Consider the following 14,645-nt stretch of genomic DNA (forward strand, 5'->3'; position numbering starts at 1 on the left):
TTTATTTTGATCCTGTTTTGTTCTCACGCAGTTCAGTTCCTAATTCAGACTCCGAACTAGCCTGCGATCATTGGGAAAATTGACCACAAGCCAGCGCAACCCCCGGCTCATCCACCGGATGAAGGCCATACAAGGTGGCCGATGCCCTTGAACTCCCCGATGCTCAGCCGGCCCCGCTCACGCGCCTTCGAGCCGGGCATAGCCAACCGCTCGGCGAGGCTGGACATGGGGGCTTCCCAAATCTGATGCGGTTCAAACGTCACCGGGTTCAACAGCACCAGCAACACCGTATCGCAGTGATCGTGATGGCTGAGGGTGCCGAGCTTCTTGCTGCCGTTGCCTTTGGCGTTGGCCACGCGCGTCTTGATCTGTACCCGGTGGGCGGTGCCGTCCGCAGCGATGCGGAGAGCGTCATGGCCCTTGGTGCGGGCCGAGGCCAGTTCGAGCCCGAGAAGGTCGGCCGCAGCATACTCGCCCAGCTCCCCGGTGACGCCGAGGGGCTTTCCCGTCAGCCGGTAATACTCCGCGGCCAACGGCCTGATCGCCGAGAGCACGGCGGCCACGCGCTGGGATTTTGCATCTTCAGTCATGCGCGGAGCTGTAGCACGTTCGACGGCGCGGCCTTCCCGAGGCAGTAGTCCGCCCATGCCTCCATCAGGACGCGGCGCCGTTCCAAGGCGTCACTGCGCCGGTACGCCTGCTCCGTCGCATCGCCTACGGCATGGGCCAAGGCAGCTTCCACCACCTCGCGCGGAAACTCGGTGTGATCGCCGGCCCAATCCCGGAACGTGCTGCGAAACCCGTGAACAGTGATGTCGGTCACGCCCATGCGCACCTTGAGCAGGCCGAGCATTGCCACGTTGCTGAGCCCCGAGCCCTTGCGCATGCCGGCGAACACATGGGCGTTGCCCTTCTCCCGTGGCACGGCCTTGAGCAAGTCGATGGTGGCTTGGCTGAGCGGCACGCGATGGTCGCGCCGCATCTTCATGCGGGCGGCTGGGATCGTCCACAGGCCGCGCTCAAGGTCGATTTCGTCCCACGTCGCGCCGATGGTTTCGTTCGTCCGCGCGGCCGTCAAAATCGTGAACCGCAGGGCGATGGCAGCCATGCCGCCCATTGTGGTCACACGGGCGAAGAAGGCGGCCACCTCCTTGACGGGCAACGCTGCGTAATGCTGATCGGGCGCAATGGCGGCCGGGGACGGCAAGGCTTCTCGGAGGTGGCCCGCCCACCGCGCCGGGTTGTCGCCCGTGCGATAGCCCTTCACCGTGGCGAACGCCAGAATTGCCTCGATGTACCCGCGCACCCTCGAAGCGGTTTCGGTCCTGCTGTGCCAAATCGGCTCCAACACCTTCAACACGTCCTGCGTGTTGATGTCGCTGACGGCCAGCGCGCCGATGTGCGGATAAACAAACGTCTTCAGCCGGGCCAAGAAAACCTCCCGGGTCTTCCGGCTGGCCCATTTCCGCTCGTGGCTATCGAAATATTGCGTCGCTGCGTCACGGAATAGAAGCAGCTTGCGCGCTTCGGCCTTCCGCTGCTCGCGCTCGGCCCTACGTTCGGCAACGGGGTCCCGCCCGGCACGAACCAGCCGCCGCATGTCGCGGGCCAAGTCCCGCGCCTCCTCCAAGTCCACGTCATGAATGCTGCCCAGCCCCATGCATCGCTCGCGGCCGTCGCGCTCCCAGCGGTAGAGCCAACTTTTCGTCCCGGTGGCCGTCACCTGAAGAAACAGCCCTTGCCCGTCGCCATATCGGCCCATGTCCTTGAGGCCAGCTACCCGCTTCACCGTCAGCTTTCCCATGTGGCCACCCTTTGCCCAAGCTACCGGCACGGCCCCCGGAATGGCAGGCCACGCAATGCGGTGCAATACGGGGCTATATGGCATGGGAATACGGCAAAAATATAGTAATATCAATGACTTGAGTGACATGCTGCAAGCCGAATTCGGCGCTATTCAGGCTCATTCGGTTCGGCGCCAAGTCCCTGCATCGCCCACCATTCCGCGCCAGCCCCTTGCGGCGATCGCGCGGCGCGCCTGCGAGAGCCGGCCTCAAGCGCCCAGCCTGAAACAACCCGCCCGACTCCGCCTGCCAGCCGCCCCGCATCCACCTGCCCAGACCGGGAAAAGTGCAGAAAAAGCGCTTGAGCGCTGCATCCCAATGCGTGCGGCCGTCGTTCATGCCCAGAATGCCGAGGAGACGTTCCATGGCCAAGCGTGAACTGATCGACACCGGGACCGACAAGCGCTACGTGCGCCGCGACGAGAAGGGGCAGTTCAAGGAGTCCGACGACGTCGGCCGCTCCCTGTCCCAGGACGTCCGGCACTCGGCCAAGACGAAGGTCAAGGCCGGCGAGGGCGACAAGGGCGACCGCAAGCGCTGATCCGGTGAAGATCGCGACGTTCAACGTCAATGGCGTGAACGGTCGCCTGTCCGTCCTCCTGCGATGGCTCGCCGAGGCCGCGCCCGATGTGGTGTGCCTTCAGGAGCTGAAGGCACCCGACGCCCGCTTTCCCGCCCGCGAGATCGCGGCGGCCGGCTACGGCGCGGTGTGGCACGGCCAAAAGAGCTGGAACGGGGTGGCGATCCTCGCCCGCGGCAGCGAGCCCATCGAGACGCGGCGCGGGCTGCCGGGCGATCCCGACGACAGCCACAGCCGCTATATCGAGGCGGCGGTGAACGGCATCCTGATCGGCTGTCTTTATTTGCCCAACGGCAACCCCGCCCCCGGTCCGAAGTTCGATTACAAGCTGGCGTGGTTCGACCGCCTCACGGCCTATGCCGCCGGCCTGCACGCCCTTGATGTCCCCGTCGTTCTGGCGGGCGACTACAACGTCATGCCCACCGACCTCGACGTCTACAAGCCCGAGCGCTGGCGCGACGATGCCCTGTTCCGCCCTGAAGTCCGCGACGCATTCCGTGCGCTCGTCGACCAGGGGTGGATGGATGCCATTCGCGCGCTTCACCCGGGCGAGCGCATCTACACCTTCTGGGATTACTTCCGGAACGCCTGGGGACGCGACGCGGGATTGCGCCTCGACCACCTCCTGCTGAGCCCTGCCGTCGCCCCCCGCCTCACCGCCGCCGGCGTGGATCGCGCGGTGCGCGGATGGGACAAGGCCAGCGACCACGCACCCGCCTGGATCGAGCTGGCGGAACCCGACGTGTGACGGAGGGAAGTCCGCCCCTCACACCACCAGTTCCGGCGCCTCGTAGAGCAGATATCGCCCTACCTTGATCGTCGCCGATCCGCCGGGCGCAGCCCAGATCATGCGCACCCGCGAATAATAGGTGGTCGGCGTCGAGGGGATGACGAGCGGGCCCGTCCTGAGACCGACGACGAAGCTGTCGTTGACGAAGGTTGCGGCCGTGGCGCCGGGATCATCATCGGCCGAGCGCTCGAGCATGGATCCATAGCGGGTGCCGCCGACGCCGGCGCTTTCCGCCCGAAGGTAGAGGCCGCCGAAGCTCGCCAGATTGGATGCCTCGATGATGCACGAGCTGTAGACCGTCTTGTCGGCGCTCACGCGGGAGACGAGATTTCCGATCGTCAGCTCCAGATAATCGCCGGCCGCGCCCGATGATCCGCGGTTCACGGTCAGAACCACGTCGTTGCCGAAGCCGTCCGCGCGCGCCGCGACGTCCACCGTTCCCAGCGCACTGCCCCATGTTCCGCTCTTGCTGAGCGTCATGCCGCCGATGTTGGTGCCGACGATCGTGCCGGACGTGGAATTGGTGCCGGACGTGGAATTGGTGACGAACAAGGGATCGGACCCGAGAAACGGGCCGAAGACAGTAGGCGTATTGTAATTGTACCGCTCGGTCACCGACCGCCCCCAGGCGAAGCCGCCCGTCACGAAGGGCGAGAGCGCGTCGCGGAACGCCCGTCCCATGACGTAGGACCCGAGCTGCGTCGGATGCAGGCCGTCGTCCGCTTGCAAGTAATTGGCTTTCGGCTGGGCGGTCGTCGAGAGCGGGTCCATGACGGCGGCGGCGTAGTCGATCACCACGATGCCGGCATTCTGGAACTCGCGCAGGCCGGGGAGCGCCCGGATATAGGCGTTCATCGCATTGGCGCACTGTGCCCGCGAGTTCGACCAGGAGGAACTGGCGGTGGAGCTCGGGGGAATGGTGCCGATGGCAACGCGAATGCCCGCCGCAATCAACAGACGAATGGATTGCGTGACATAGTATTTCCAGCATTCGTAGCGCTGGGGAAAGGTGAGCGGCGCAACATAGGGAAAGCCGGGATAGGCCAGGCCGGAGCTCGCGTCGTTGGTGCCGATCAGGATATGGCACCACATGGGCGCGTAGGCGATGACCTCGCTTGGCAGGTTGGCATACATAACGTCGGAGCGCGTGCCGCCGCGCCCGGCGTTATTGAGCAGCGTGAACGCGCTTCCCATCAGTGCGTTGCCCCAGACCCAGAAGCCGAGATCGTACTGCCGGGCGGGCGTGGCGTTGATGGTCGAGCCGTATTGCGTGATGCTGTCGCCGGTGACGACGAGCGTGTTGCCCGCGCCGGGCGACATGCCGATGGCGCGCGTTCTGCCGCTCGCCGCGAGGCCGCGTGCGATGCCGTCGATGCTCATTGCGAGACCCGATAGTTGACGGTCCCGGAGCCGTAGGCGGCGCACCGCAGCCGGTATTGAACGTTGTATTCCGGCTCCTCGAAGATTTCAGAAGCAGCCCCATTGAAGGTGGAGATGAGCACACCGGCCGCGGTCAGCGAAAGCCAGGTCGTGCCGCCGTCGAAGCTGCGCTCAAGGACGAGCGTGCCGACGAACGTGCCCCAGATGGACAGGTTGAACCCCCTGCCGGGGATCGGCGAGAACGTCGAACTGGTCCCGACTGCCGTGAATGTTCCAGACACAGGCGATTGACCTGACGCCGTGCCCGGCGCCTCAAGAATATTCAGCATGGATGCGCCTCAACCCGATCCGCCACTTGGCCGCTTAAGCGGAACCGTGGTGAGCCTCTCCACAACCTAGAGCCGAGTCAGGTTAAATATACCCGTTATGGTACGCATCGGACGCGCATCACTGCGCCGGCCCGATCGGCTGGGCAGCGCTTCACGGCAGTCACCGCAGGCAGGTATGCGGCAGGAGATAGCGCCCGCGCCGGAGGGGCGGGGCGGGCGGCATGGACCTCAGCGGATCGGCAGGGGCCGGTTGTCGGCGATGGCTTCCATGGCGAAATAGGAGGTCACGGTGTCCAGCGTCAGCTTGCCGATGAGGCGCTGGTAGACCTGGTCATAGGTCTGCATGTTCTCGGTGACGATCTTGAGCAGGTAATCGTAATCCCCGCCGATGCGGTAGAAGCCGACGACCTCGGGCAGCGCCAGCACCTGGGCGCGGAAGTCGCGGAGCCAGTCGGCGGAGTGCTGGCGGGTGCGGATCATGGCGAACACCACGAGGTCGAGCCCCACCGCCTCGGCGTTTACCCGCGCCACCTGACCCTCGATGACGCCCAGTTCCTCCATATGGCGGATCCGCCGCCAGGTGGCGTTCTGCGACAGCCCCACCTTTTCCGCCAGCGCGCGCTGGGACTGGCTCGAGTCGAGCATCAGCTCGCGCAGGATGCGACGATCAATCTGATCGAGAATATGCGCCATTCTTCGATCATTATCACTCTATCTGTTCGCATCAAGGGTGAAAATGGTGAAATCTCGCCCCTCGAACGGGTTAGCATCAAGACTGGATGAACCGGCTGCCCGCACAGAGGTGGTCCGCCGTGCCGCAGCTTACGGGAGCAGGAGCGATGTTGAGGGAAGCCGCCTTGGACGCCACCGCCTCGGATGCCACGGACTTGCCGATCGCCGGCTGCGGCGAGCACAGCCCCGCCCATGGCCGCGACCGCGTCTGGGCCAATGCCGCCATCGAGCTGCTGCAGGCGGACAAGCGGCGTTCCGCCGACACGCATCTCCTCAACCCCATCTTCCCCGGGCTGAAGCGCGTCTCCATCTATTTCAAGGATGAATCCACTCATCCCACCGGCAGTCTGAAGCACCGGCTCGCCCACTCGCTCTTCCTCTATGGCATCTGCAACGGCAACATCCGCGAAGGCACGCTCCTGGTGGAGGCGTCGTCAGGCTCCACCGCGGTGAGCGAAGCCTATTTCGCCCGGCTGCTCGGCCTGCCCTTCATTGCCGTGATGCCGCGCTCCACCAGCTGCTCCAAGATCGACGCCATCGAGCGGCAGGGCGGCGCCTGCCATTTCGTCGACAGCCCGTCCGAGGTCTACGCCGCAGCTTTGCGCCTCGCCGATGAGCGCAAGGGCTACTACCTCGACCAGTTCACCTTCGCCGAGCGCGCCACCGACTGGCGCGGCAACAACAACATCGCCGAAAGCATGTTCGCTCAGATGCAGGCGGAGCCCAATCCGGTGCCCGAATGGGTGGTGATGAGCGCCGGCACGGGGGGCACCTCTGCCACCATCGGGCGCTACATCCGCTACCGCAATCTCGCGACCCGCCTGTGCGTGGTGGACGTGGAGCACTCGGCCTTCTTCGAGGCCTACACCAGCGGCGACCGTTCCATCACCTGCCCCCGCCCCTCGCGCATCGAGGGCATCGGCCGGCCGCGGGTGGAACCCTCCTTCCTGCCGGGCGTGGTGGACCACATGATCCGGGTACCGGATGCGGCCTCCATCGCCGCCGCCCACGTCCTCTCCGAGCGCCTGTTCCGCCGCGTCGGCGGCTCCACCGGCACCAATTTCTACGGCCTGTGCATGCTGGCGGCGGAGATGGAGCGCAAGGGGCGCACCGGCTCCCTCGTCACGGTGATCTGCGACAGCGGCGAGCGCTACGCCTCGACCTATTACGATCCCCAATGGCTGGCTGACAACGGCCTCGACATCGCGCCCCATTGCGCGCGCATCAACCACTTCCTCGATACCGGCGAACTCCTCGCCTGAACGAAAAACGGCCCGCGCATGCCGCGCGGGCCGTTCGCTGATATCGCCGGATTCACGCGTCGTGGTGGCCGATATCCCACCAGATGCGCTCGCACAGGTCGCGGAATTCCGGAAGCAGCCGCACCTCGCGGAAGTCGCGCGGGCGCGGCAGGTTCACCCGGTACTCGCTCTTGATCCGGCCGGGCGGCCCTTCCATCACGATGACGCGGTCCGACAGGCCGACCGCCTCCTCGATGTCGTGGGTCACGAACACCACGGACTTGCGGTCCTGGCTCCAGATGCGCAGCAACTCGCGGCCGAGCATCATCTTGGTCATGGCGTCGAGCGCGCCGAAGGGCTCGTCCATCAAATAGATCTTGGGCGCATAGGCGAGCAGGCGCCCGAGTGCCGCCCGCTGGCGCATGCCGCCGGAGATGGCGGCCGGCAGATAGTCGCCGTGCCGGGAGAGGCCGAGCAGCTCCAGCAGTTCGCGGATGCGCTCCTTGTGGGCGGCCTGCGGCGTGCCGTTCAGCTCCAGAGCGATCTGGATGTTCTGCACGACGGTGGCCCACGGCAGCAGCGTATCGCGCTGGAACATGAAGCCCACGTCTGCCGGCGGCTCCAGCACCTCCCGGCCGTTGACCACAACCCGCCCGCCGGTGGCCGGCGAGAGGCCGGAGATCAGGCGCAACATGGTGGACTTGCCGCAGCCGCTGGGGCCGACGATGGCGAGAAACTCGCCATCGTCCACGGTGAGGTCGACATTCTCCAGGACACGCGTCGGCCGGCCGGTCGGTCCGGGGTAGGTCTTGCAGGCCTTCACCATGCGGATCGGGGCCTGCGCCGGGGACGAACTCGACATCATGGAAGGGGCTTCCTCATGGTCCGGGAAGAATGTCGCAACGGGCCGCGATCAGGGCTTCAGGAGGCTGGGGTCGAAGCCCTGCGACAGCGGCACCGGCTTGGCGGAGGGGTTCTCCAGACCAGCGATGGCGTTGAGATTGTCGAACGAGGGCTGGCTCACGATGCCGCCCTTGGGCATGCGGCTCACCATGCTCTCGGCCACCGCCGCCACCAGCTTGGGGCTGAAGTTCGGATACATCTTGGCGATGGTCTCCTGAGCGAACTTCGGGTCGGCATGCAGGTCGTCGATGGCCTTGCGCACGGCGATCGCCAGGCCCTTCGCCTCCTTGGGGTGGCTCTTGATCCAGGAATCCAGCACCAGCACGCCGAAGGAGGGATAGGCCATCGCGCGATAGTCCTCGACGACCTTGTACTTGCCCTCGGTGCTCAGCATGTCGATGACGTCGGTGGTGATGAGCAGCCCGGCGTCCACCTGCTTGGTGTCGATGGCGGCCCGCATGGGCGCGCCGCCGCCGGTGGCGATGATCTCGAAATCGGTGTCGGGCGACAGGCCGGCCTTCTTGATCATGTAGCGCAGCGTATTGTCGGTGAGGCTGCCCGGCGAGGTGATGGCGATGCGCTTGCCCTTGAGGCTCGCAAGGCCGGTGTAGGGCGCGCCCGCCAGCGCCATCAAGGCGTAGGAATGGTGCTCGTCGAGCCCGATCAGCTCCTTGGCCGGCATGCCGGCGTTGGTCAGGCGGATGACGTGGTCGGCCGCGCACAGGCAGGCGTCGATGCTGCCGCCGACCAGCGCCTTCACCGCGGCGCCGCCGCCCTTGAAGTCCACCATCTCGACGGTGAGGCCGGCGTCCTTGAAATAGCCCTTGCTGGTGGCGGCATAAATCGGCGCGAGCGCCTCGTTGAAGGCGGCGACGCCGGCGGTGATCTTGGTCTGGGCGTGGCCGGCCACCGGGGAGAGGACCAGCGCGGCGGCGAGCACCGCGCCCAAATGCTTCATGCTCATGAGACTGTTCCTGCTTCTGTGTGGGGACAAGGCGACGAGGAGGGTCAGCGGGCGCGCACCGCCAGGCGTTCGAGCACGTTGACGACGAGGTTGAGCGCCACCGCGACGATCATCAGGATCGTCAGGCCGGCGAACAGGCCCGTGGTGTCGAGGCGGCCGGCGGCGTTCTCGACATACCAGCCGAGGCCCCGGTTGGAGCCGAGCAGTTCGCCGAGCACCGAGCCGATGAGCGCGAGACCGACGCTGATGCGCGCAGCGCTGAACAGCCACGGCAGAAGCGAGGGGATCTGCACTTTGCGGGCGATGTAGAGCCGTGAGGCCCGCATGGACCGCAGCATGTCCACCTGGTCCTGGTCGACCTCCCGCAGCCCCTGCATCACGTTGAGCAGGAAGATGAAGACGACGAAGGAGAAGGCCATCATCACCTTGGAGGTGAGGCCGATGCCGAAATAGAGGACGAAGAGCGGCGCGAGCGCGATGCGCGGCAGGCTGTAGAGCCCCATGATGTAGGGATCGGCCGCCGCCGCGGCGCGCGGATAAAGATGCAGCAGCAGCCCGAGCAGGGAGCCCACGATCATGCCCGACACGAGCCCCAGCAGGGCCTGGAGCACCGTGGTCCAGCTGTGGCGGAAGATCTCGCCCGAGAGCGTGAGGGCCCACAGACGCTCCGCCACCTTGATCGGGCTCGACACCCAGAAGGGATCGAGCACGACGGTGGCCAGAAAATGCCAGATGCCGACGGCCACGACGAAGAACAGGAGGCGGTCGAACCACAGGCGCAGCTTGGCCCGCCGCGCGACGGCGGCCGCCTCGTCCGCGTCCTCGGGCAATACGTCTTGTTGCTGTGTCATCAGGTCAATACATCCGGAAGGTTCGGTTTGTTCTTGAAACAAAGCGCGGGTATTCCCGCTGCCCTGGTCTTGCGACCATTCACTTGCCAACGCGCCTTCACCTGGCTTTCCGCCCGCACCACGCCGGTTGGTTTGCCCTAGCCGGCGGAAGCGACGACCTCTTCATAGGCGGCGCCCGTGCCGACCCGGCCGAGGCGCCTGAGGAATGCATTCATGGCGTCGAAATCGTCGCGGGAGATCGCGGTGTCGAACCACGGGACATCGCGGGCGATCAGCGTGCCGATCAGCGCCGCTGCCTCGGGCGGGAACAGCTTGCGCCCCACCATCTCGGCGCAGTCCGGCTCATCGGTCAGTCGCGCGTGCGCCCGACGCACAGCCCGCGTCACCGCCCCGGCAAGCTCCGGCTGGTCCGCGAGCAAAGCGCGTCGTGCCGCGACGCTCGCGAAGGTGAACTGCCGGCAGCCGGGCGGCCCGTCGCCCCGGCGGATGTCCAGCACGATGTCGCCGAAGCCCTGGCGCACCGCCAGCTCGGCGGCCATGCCGTTGGCCCAGAAGCCGTCCACGTCGCGGCGCTCCAGCGCGATGGAGGCGGAGACGCCGAAATTGCTGCCGGCCTGGGCCACCTTGGGCACCGGGCCGATGGCGATGGCATCGCGCGCAGGATCAAGGCCCGCGGCCTCCAGCACGCCGCGCAGGCCCAATTCGACCCATGGCGCCGCGCCGATGCGCCGCCCGCGCACGGCGCTCACATCGCCGCGCGCGACGGCGAGTTCCCGGTGCATGACCAGAAACCAGTACATGCCCTGCGCCTGCGCGCAGATGAGGCTCACGCCGTCCCATTCGGGAAAGGCGCTCACCGCCGTATGAGCGGAGGCGGCGACGAGGTCCACCTCGCCCGCCCGCAAGGCAGCATAGGCGCGGTCGGGGGGAAAGATGATCTCCACCTCCGCCGCGATGCCCTCGTCGCGGAAGCAGCCGAGCTCCACCGCCGCCAGCACGGGGAAATAGGAGTTCGAGACATAGTCCGGGACGGCGATCTTGAGCGGCCTCGTCATCGCATCGGCTCCGGCGCGAGGATCCCCACGGGGGCGTTGAGCACGGCGAGAGCGGCATCCACCATGCCCTGGTAGCCGGTGCAGCGGCAGAGATTGCCGGCGAGCTTGTGCCGCACTTCGGCTTCGGTGACGGGGGCGCCGGCGAGCTCCGCGCGCAGCTCGGCGAGGGTCATCAGCACGCCGGGGGTGCAATAGCCGCACTGGAGGCCGAAATGCTCGGACAGGGCCGCCTGGAGCGGATCGAGCGCGCCGTCGGCGCCGCACAGCCCCTCGATGGTGCGCACTTCGGTGCCCCGTGCCTGGACCGCCAGCATGAGGCAGGCCCGCACCGAGACACCGTCCACCAGCACGGTGCAGGCCCCGCACACCCCGTGCTCGCAGCCCACGTGGGTGCCGGTGAGCCCAAGCCTGTGGCGCAGGAAATCGGCGAGATTGACCCGTGGCTCGGCCATGGCGCGCCGCTCGACGCCGTTGACCGTCATGGCGATCTCGATGGCACCGGCGATGCCGGCCGTGGGGGTGTCGATGATGGCGTCAGTCATGACGGGCCCCGGCGGCAAGGAGAGCGGCGCGCATGGCGCGGCGGGTGAGCACGCCGGCGAGGTGCTGCTTGTAGTCGTCCGAGGCGCTGAAATCGCCGTCCGCCGGCAGCATCGCCGCCTCCGCTCCGAGCGCCGCGATGAAATCATCGTCCGCCGGTCGGCCCGCGGAGGCGTCGGCCGCATGGAGGCGGAACGGCGCCGGCCCGAGCCCGCCCACGGCGAGCGCGGCACGGGCGATGGCGCCCTCCGCGTCGAGGGCGACCAGCGCCGCCACCGACACCACGGAGAAGCTCTCGCCCCGCCGCGTCACCTCCAGGAAGGCCGAGCCGTGGCCGGCCGGCCAGAGCGGGATCTCCAGCCGCGACAGGATCTCGCCGGGCGCGATGGATGTGCTGAGATAGCCGGTATTGAACGCCGAGATGGGCATGCGCCGCTCACCGTCCGGCCCCTCCAGCACGACGTCGGCATCGAGCGCGCAGCAGGCAGTGACGATCTCGGCGGTGGGGTCCATGTGGGCGACGCTGCCGCCCACCGTGCCCCTGTTGCGGGTCTGCTGGAAGCCCACATGGTCCAGCGCCTTGGTGAGCAGCGGGCAGGTCTCGGCCACCAGCGCCGAGTGCTCCGCCGCGCGCTGGCGCGTCATGGCGCCGATCACCAGCCGATCGTTCTCCACGCGGATGCCCGCGAGGTCGGCGATGCCGTTGAGGTCCACCAGATGGGCGGGCGCGGCGAGGCGCAGATTCATCATGGGCATGAGCGACTGGCCACCGGCGATGCAGCGGGCATCCTCCAGCGCGCCCAGGAGCGCGAACAGCTCGGGCCGGCTCTGCGGCGCGTGATAGGTGAAGGGCTGCGGCTTCATGCAGCCCCTCCCGCCGCCCGCACCAGGGCGCTGAGGCGCGCCGCGGTGAGGGGCAGGTCGCGCAGCTTCACCCCGAACGGGCTGAGCGCATCCTCGATGGCGGAGGCAATGACCGCCGATGCCGCGATGGTGCCGCTCTCGCCCGCCCCCTTCACGCCCAGAGGATTGAGCGGGGTCGGCGATTCCATGTGATGGATCTCGATGCGCGGCGTGACATCCGCCGTGCTCAAGAGATAGTCCGCATAGGTGCAGGTGAGGGGCTGGCCTTCGTCGTCGTAGCGCATCCACTCGTAGAGGGTGCTGCTGAGGCCGTGCACGACGCCGCCGATCACCTGCCCGTCCACCATGCGCGGGTGGATGAGCCGGCCGCAGTCGTGCACCACCACGTAGCGCGCGACGCGCACCACGCCGGTCTCCGCGTCCACCTCCACCTCGGCCACATGGGTGCCGTTGCAATAGGTCAGCCCCGGGGGCTGGAAATCGACGGCGGCCGACAGCCCGGGCTCGACGCCCAGCGGCAAGGAGAAGCCGGGGCTGCCGGCCAGCGCCTCGGCGATGCGCGAGACGGGGCAGCTCCGTTCGCGATCCGATGCGACGCGCACGACGCCGTCGTCCAGCTCCAGTTCGTCCGGCGCCGCATTGAGCCAGGCGGAGGCGACGCGCAAGATCTTGGCGCGCACCTGCTCGGCGGCGAGATGCACGGCGTTGCCGGCCGTCACCGCCTGCCGGCTGGCAAAGGCACCGAGGCCGAGGGGGCTGGCGGCGGTGTCGCCGGCGATCACCCGAACCTTCTCCGCCGGCGTGCCGAGGGCGGCGCCCGCGAGTTGCGCCAGCATGGTCACGGTGCCCTGCCCCTGGGCGCACGCGCCGGTGGTGACGACGATCTGCCCGGACGGCCCGATGCTGACCGCCCCGCTCTCGAACGGGCCGCGGCCCGAGCCCTCCACGTAATTGGCAAGGCCGATGCCGATCAGACCGCCCTCGCGCCGGGCTGCGGCGCGGCGCGGCTCGAAATCGTGCCAGCCACTCTCGGCGAGGGCGCGGCGCTGGGATTCCGGATAATTGCCGCTGTCATAGGTCATCTCCCCCCCGTCGCGGGTGAAGAGGCCGGTGGGATAGGGCAGCTGATCGGGGCGGATGAGGTTGCGCTGGCGGATCTCGTCCCGCGTCAGGCCGAGCCGCTCGGCGAGGCGGTCCAGCAGGCGCTCCATGACGAAGGTGCCCTGCGGCCGCCCGGCGCCCCGGGTGGGGGTTGAGGGCATGAGATTGGTGAGGCAGAGCGAGATGTCGAGCCGGTAGGCCGGCAGCACATATGGCCCGATGAGATTGGTGGCGGAATTGTAGGGCAGCGCCATGCCATAGGGCGAATAGGCGCCGTGATCGTGGATCAGCACGCCGCGAATGCCCCGCAGCCGCCCGTCGGCACCGGCCGCAACCTCCACGGTCCAAAACTGGTCGCGCTCCTGCACGGTGGAGAAGAAATTCTCGAACCGGTCCTCGATCCACTTCACCGGCAGGCCGGTGAGCATCGCAGCGGCGGCGATGGCCAGCTCCTCCGGATGGAAGACGAATTTGGGGCCGAAGCCGCCGCCCACGTCCGGCGCGATGACTCGCACCTCGTGCTCGCCCAGATCGAGCGCCCGCGCCAGCACGCGCTTGGCGCGGTGGGGCATCTGGGTGCTGTCCCACACCGTGAGGCGGCGGGCGGCCTCATCCCAGGCGGCGACGACGCCGCGCGTCTCGATGGAATGGCCGCCACCCTTGCTGAGGTGGAATTCCTCCGCCAGCACCACGGGCGCCCCGGCGAAGGCGGCGTCGATGTCGCCATAGGCGGCGGTGGTGCGGGCGACGAGATTGTCCGGGCAGTCGAGCCGGGCGCGCGGCGCCCCCTCGGCAAGGCCGGCGCGCGGGTCCACCACCGGCGGCAGCGGGTCGATGTCGAGTTCGATCAGCCCCAGCGCGTCCTCCGCCACGTGGCGGCTGTCGGCGAGCACGAGGGCGATGGGCTCGCCGACGTGGCAGACCTCGTCGCGGCTCAGCACGAAGGGGTCCACGTCGAACCGGATGGCGCCCGACGGCATGGACACCGGTACGCGCGGCGCGGTCAGAAGCGGGCGCAGGTCGTCATAGAGCAGAACCGCGCGCACCCCCTCGAGGGCGGCGGCGGCCGTGATGTCGATGCGGGTGATGCGCCCGTGCGCCACCGGGCTGCGCAGGAAGGTGGCGTGCAACTGCCCGGGCAGGCTGATGTCGTCGATGAAGCGCCCCTTGCCGCGGACCAAGGGCCCGTGCTCCAGCCGCGCCTCCGACCGGCCGAGGCCGGCGGACGGGGCGTCGGAGCGAACCTTGGCGTGGGCGGTCATCGGGCCGGTCCCCGGCGCAGCGTCCGCAGCCCCGCCGGAGCGGGCAGCGTGACATTTTTCAGGACGCTGAAGCGGATGGACGGCTCAGGCACGGATCAGGGCCTCGCTGGTTCTCTGGAATGCTATTATTGCAGTTCTAACATGTCAAAGAAAAAGGGCGGACTCGCCCCTTATTCGCTGTCTCCCGCGCGGGCTGCGCAGAGATCGCC

The 14,645-nt window shown here is 67.8% G+C and carries 16 protein-coding genes; 3 read left to right on the forward strand and 13 right to left on the reverse strand.

All coding sequences use genetic code 11. From position 1 onward, the window contains the following. Positions 1–107: 107 nt before the first annotated feature. The 3 genes from ABLE93_RS09795 to ABLE93_RS09805 all read right to left on the reverse strand — a co-directional run bounded on the left by ABLE93_RS09795 (position 108) and on the right by ABLE93_RS09805 (position 2,210). The gene (locus ABLE93_RS09795) at positions 108–590 is read right to left on the reverse strand and encodes a DUF6998 domain-containing protein (RefSeq protein WP_348839605.1); all 483 of its coding nucleotides are present in this window, start codon (positions 588–590) and stop codon (positions 108–110) included. Then, on the reverse strand, positions 587–1,804 hold the full coding sequence (locus ABLE93_RS09800; RefSeq protein ID WP_348839606.1) for a tyrosine-type recombinase/integrase: 1,218 nt from the start codon (positions 1,802–1,804) through the stop codon (positions 587–589). Before ABLE93_RS09800 ends, ABLE93_RS09795 begins: the two co-directional genes overlap by 4 nt. Before the next feature lie 73 nt (positions 1,805–1,877). Next, positions 1,878–2,210, reverse strand: coding sequence for a hypothetical protein (locus tag ABLE93_RS09805; protein ID WP_348839607.1), 333 nt, complete (start codon positions 2,208–2,210; stop codon positions 1,878–1,880). On the opposite strand from ABLE93_RS09805, the gene ABLE93_RS09810 reads away from it, so the two are divergent. Together ABLE93_RS09810 and xth are read left to right on the forward strand one after the other, a co-directional pair. Then, on the forward strand, positions 2,209–2,385 hold the full coding sequence (locus tag ABLE93_RS09810) for a hypothetical protein (protein WP_348839608.1): 177 nt from the start codon (positions 2,209–2,211) through the stop codon (positions 2,383–2,385). The two genes, ABLE93_RS09805 and ABLE93_RS09810, sit on opposite strands and share 2 nt — an antisense overlap. A gap of 4 nt (positions 2,386–2,389) precedes the next feature. Continuing rightward, positions 2,390–3,172: an exodeoxyribonuclease III gene (gene xth / locus ABLE93_RS09815; protein WP_348839609.1), complete on the forward strand. Its 783-nt coding sequence runs from the start codon at positions 2,390–2,392 to the stop codon at positions 3,170–3,172. Between the two features lie 18 nt (positions 3,173–3,190). Here the strand turns inward: xth and ABLE93_RS09820 are convergent, their stop codons facing one another. From ABLE93_RS09820 to ABLE93_RS09830, 3 genes are all read right to left on the reverse strand, one after another. Then, positions 3,191–4,594, reverse strand: a complete 1,404-nt coding sequence (locus ABLE93_RS09820) for an SGNH/GDSL hydrolase family protein (RefSeq protein WP_348839610.1) — start codon at positions 4,592–4,594, stop codon at positions 3,191–3,193. After that, positions 4,591–4,923: a hypothetical protein gene (locus ABLE93_RS09825; RefSeq protein ID WP_348839611.1), complete on the reverse strand. Its 333-nt coding sequence runs from the start codon at positions 4,921–4,923 to the stop codon at positions 4,591–4,593. The genes ABLE93_RS09820 and ABLE93_RS09825 overlap by 4 nt, the downstream gene beginning before the upstream one ends. Before the next feature lie 228 nt (positions 4,924–5,151). After that, positions 5,152–5,616: an Lrp/AsnC family transcriptional regulator gene (locus tag ABLE93_RS09830; RefSeq protein WP_348839612.1), complete on the reverse strand. Its 465-nt coding sequence runs from the start codon at positions 5,614–5,616 to the stop codon at positions 5,152–5,154. A gap of 194 nt (positions 5,617–5,810) precedes the next feature. Between ABLE93_RS09830 and ABLE93_RS09835 the strand changes: the two genes are divergently transcribed. Then, complete coding sequence (locus tag ABLE93_RS09835; protein ID WP_348839798.1) at positions 5,811–6,917, forward strand: PLP-dependent cysteine synthase family protein; 1,107 nt, start codon at positions 5,811–5,813, stop codon at positions 6,915–6,917. A gap of 52 nt (positions 6,918–6,969) precedes the next feature. Here ABLE93_RS09835 and ABLE93_RS09840 read toward each other — a convergent pair whose 3' ends face one another. The 7 genes from ABLE93_RS09840 to ABLE93_RS09870 form a co-directional block, all read right to left on the reverse strand. After that, a complete protein-coding gene (locus tag ABLE93_RS09840) occupies positions 6,970–7,758 on the reverse strand; it encodes an ABC transporter ATP-binding protein (RefSeq protein ID WP_348839613.1) in 789 nt (262 codons plus the stop codon). Between the two features lie 51 nt (positions 7,759–7,809). Then, a complete protein-coding gene (locus ABLE93_RS09845; RefSeq protein WP_348839614.1) occupies positions 7,810–8,763 on the reverse strand; it encodes an ABC transporter substrate-binding protein in 954 nt (317 codons plus the stop codon). A gap of 44 nt (positions 8,764–8,807) precedes the next feature. Beyond that, on the reverse strand, positions 8,808–9,614 hold the full coding sequence (locus tag ABLE93_RS09850; RefSeq protein ID WP_348839615.1) for an ABC transporter permease: 807 nt from the start codon (positions 9,612–9,614) through the stop codon (positions 8,808–8,810). 137 nt (positions 9,615–9,751) lie between these two features. Beyond that, on the reverse strand, positions 9,752–10,669 hold the full coding sequence (locus tag ABLE93_RS09855) for an ABC transporter substrate-binding protein (RefSeq protein ID WP_348839616.1): 918 nt from the start codon (positions 10,667–10,669) through the stop codon (positions 9,752–9,754). Continuing rightward, the gene (locus tag ABLE93_RS09860) at positions 10,666–11,211 is read right to left on the reverse strand and encodes a (2Fe-2S)-binding protein (RefSeq protein WP_348839617.1); all 546 of its coding nucleotides are present in this window, start codon (positions 11,209–11,211) and stop codon (positions 10,666–10,668) included. The genes ABLE93_RS09855 and ABLE93_RS09860 overlap by 4 nt, the downstream gene beginning before the upstream one ends. Then, complete coding sequence (locus tag ABLE93_RS09865; protein ID WP_348839618.1) at positions 11,204–12,073, reverse strand: FAD binding domain-containing protein; 870 nt, start codon at positions 12,071–12,073, stop codon at positions 11,204–11,206. The genes ABLE93_RS09860 and ABLE93_RS09865 overlap by 8 nt, the downstream gene beginning before the upstream one ends. Further along, complete coding sequence (locus ABLE93_RS09870) at positions 12,070–14,436, reverse strand: xanthine dehydrogenase family protein molybdopterin-binding subunit (RefSeq protein ID WP_348839619.1); 2,367 nt, start codon at positions 14,434–14,436, stop codon at positions 12,070–12,072. Before ABLE93_RS09870 ends, ABLE93_RS09865 begins: the two co-directional genes overlap by 4 nt. Positions 14,437–14,645: the final 209 nt, after the last annotated feature.

It is taken from the genome of Xanthobacter pollutisoli (genome assembly GCF_040044995.1).
In the GTDB taxonomy this organism is placed as follows: domain Bacteria; phylum Pseudomonadota; class Alphaproteobacteria; order Rhizobiales; family Xanthobacteraceae; genus Xanthobacter.

Excerpts from the sequence above, each read along its gene's own strand:
- ABLE93_RS09795 (WP_348839605.1), bottom strand. The coding sequence starts at position 590 with ATGACTGAAGATGCAAAATCCCAGCGCGTGGCCGCCGTGCTCTCGGCG.
- ABLE93_RS09800 (WP_348839606.1), bottom strand. The coding sequence starts at position 1,804 with ATGGGAAAGCTGACGGTGAAGCGGGTAGCTGGCCTCAAGGACATGGGC.
- ABLE93_RS09810 (WP_348839608.1), top strand. The coding sequence starts at position 2,209 with ATGGCCAAGCGTGAACTGATCGACACCGGGACCGACAAGCGCTACGTG.
- ABLE93_RS09805 (WP_348839607.1), bottom strand. The coding sequence starts at position 2,210 with ATGGAACGTCTCCTCGGCATTCTGGGCATGAACGACGGCCGCACGCAT.
- ABLE93_RS09820 (WP_348839610.1), bottom strand. The coding sequence starts at position 4,594 with ATGAGCATCGACGGCATCGCACGCGGCCTCGCGGCGAGCGGCAGAACG.
- ABLE93_RS09825 (WP_348839611.1), bottom strand. The coding sequence starts at position 4,923 with ATGCTGAATATTCTTGAGGCGCCGGGCACGGCGTCAGGTCAATCGCCT.
- ABLE93_RS09830 (WP_348839612.1), bottom strand. The coding sequence starts at position 5,616 with ATGGCGCATATTCTCGATCAGATTGATCGTCGCATCCTGCGCGAGCTG.
- ABLE93_RS09840 (WP_348839613.1), bottom strand. The coding sequence starts at position 7,758 with ATGTCGAGTTCGTCCCCGGCGCAGGCCCCGATCCGCATGGTGAAGGCC.
- ABLE93_RS09845 (WP_348839614.1), bottom strand. The coding sequence starts at position 8,763 with ATGAGCATGAAGCATTTGGGCGCGGTGCTCGCCGCCGCGCTGGTCCTC.
- ABLE93_RS09850 (WP_348839615.1), bottom strand. The coding sequence starts at position 9,614 with ATGACACAGCAACAAGACGTATTGCCCGAGGACGCGGACGAGGCGGCC.
- ABLE93_RS09855 (WP_348839616.1), bottom strand. The coding sequence starts at position 10,669 with ATGACGAGGCCGCTCAAGATCGCCGTCCCGGACTATGTCTCGAACTCC.
- ABLE93_RS09860 (WP_348839617.1), bottom strand. The coding sequence starts at position 11,211 with ATGACTGACGCCATCATCGACACCCCCACGGCCGGCATCGCCGGTGCC.
- ABLE93_RS09865 (WP_348839618.1), bottom strand. The coding sequence starts at position 12,073 with ATGAAGCCGCAGCCCTTCACCTATCACGCGCCGCAGAGCCGGCCCGAG.
- ABLE93_RS09870 (WP_348839619.1), bottom strand. The coding sequence starts at position 14,436 with ATGACCGCCCACGCCAAGGTTCGCTCCGACGCCCCGTCCGCCGGCCTC.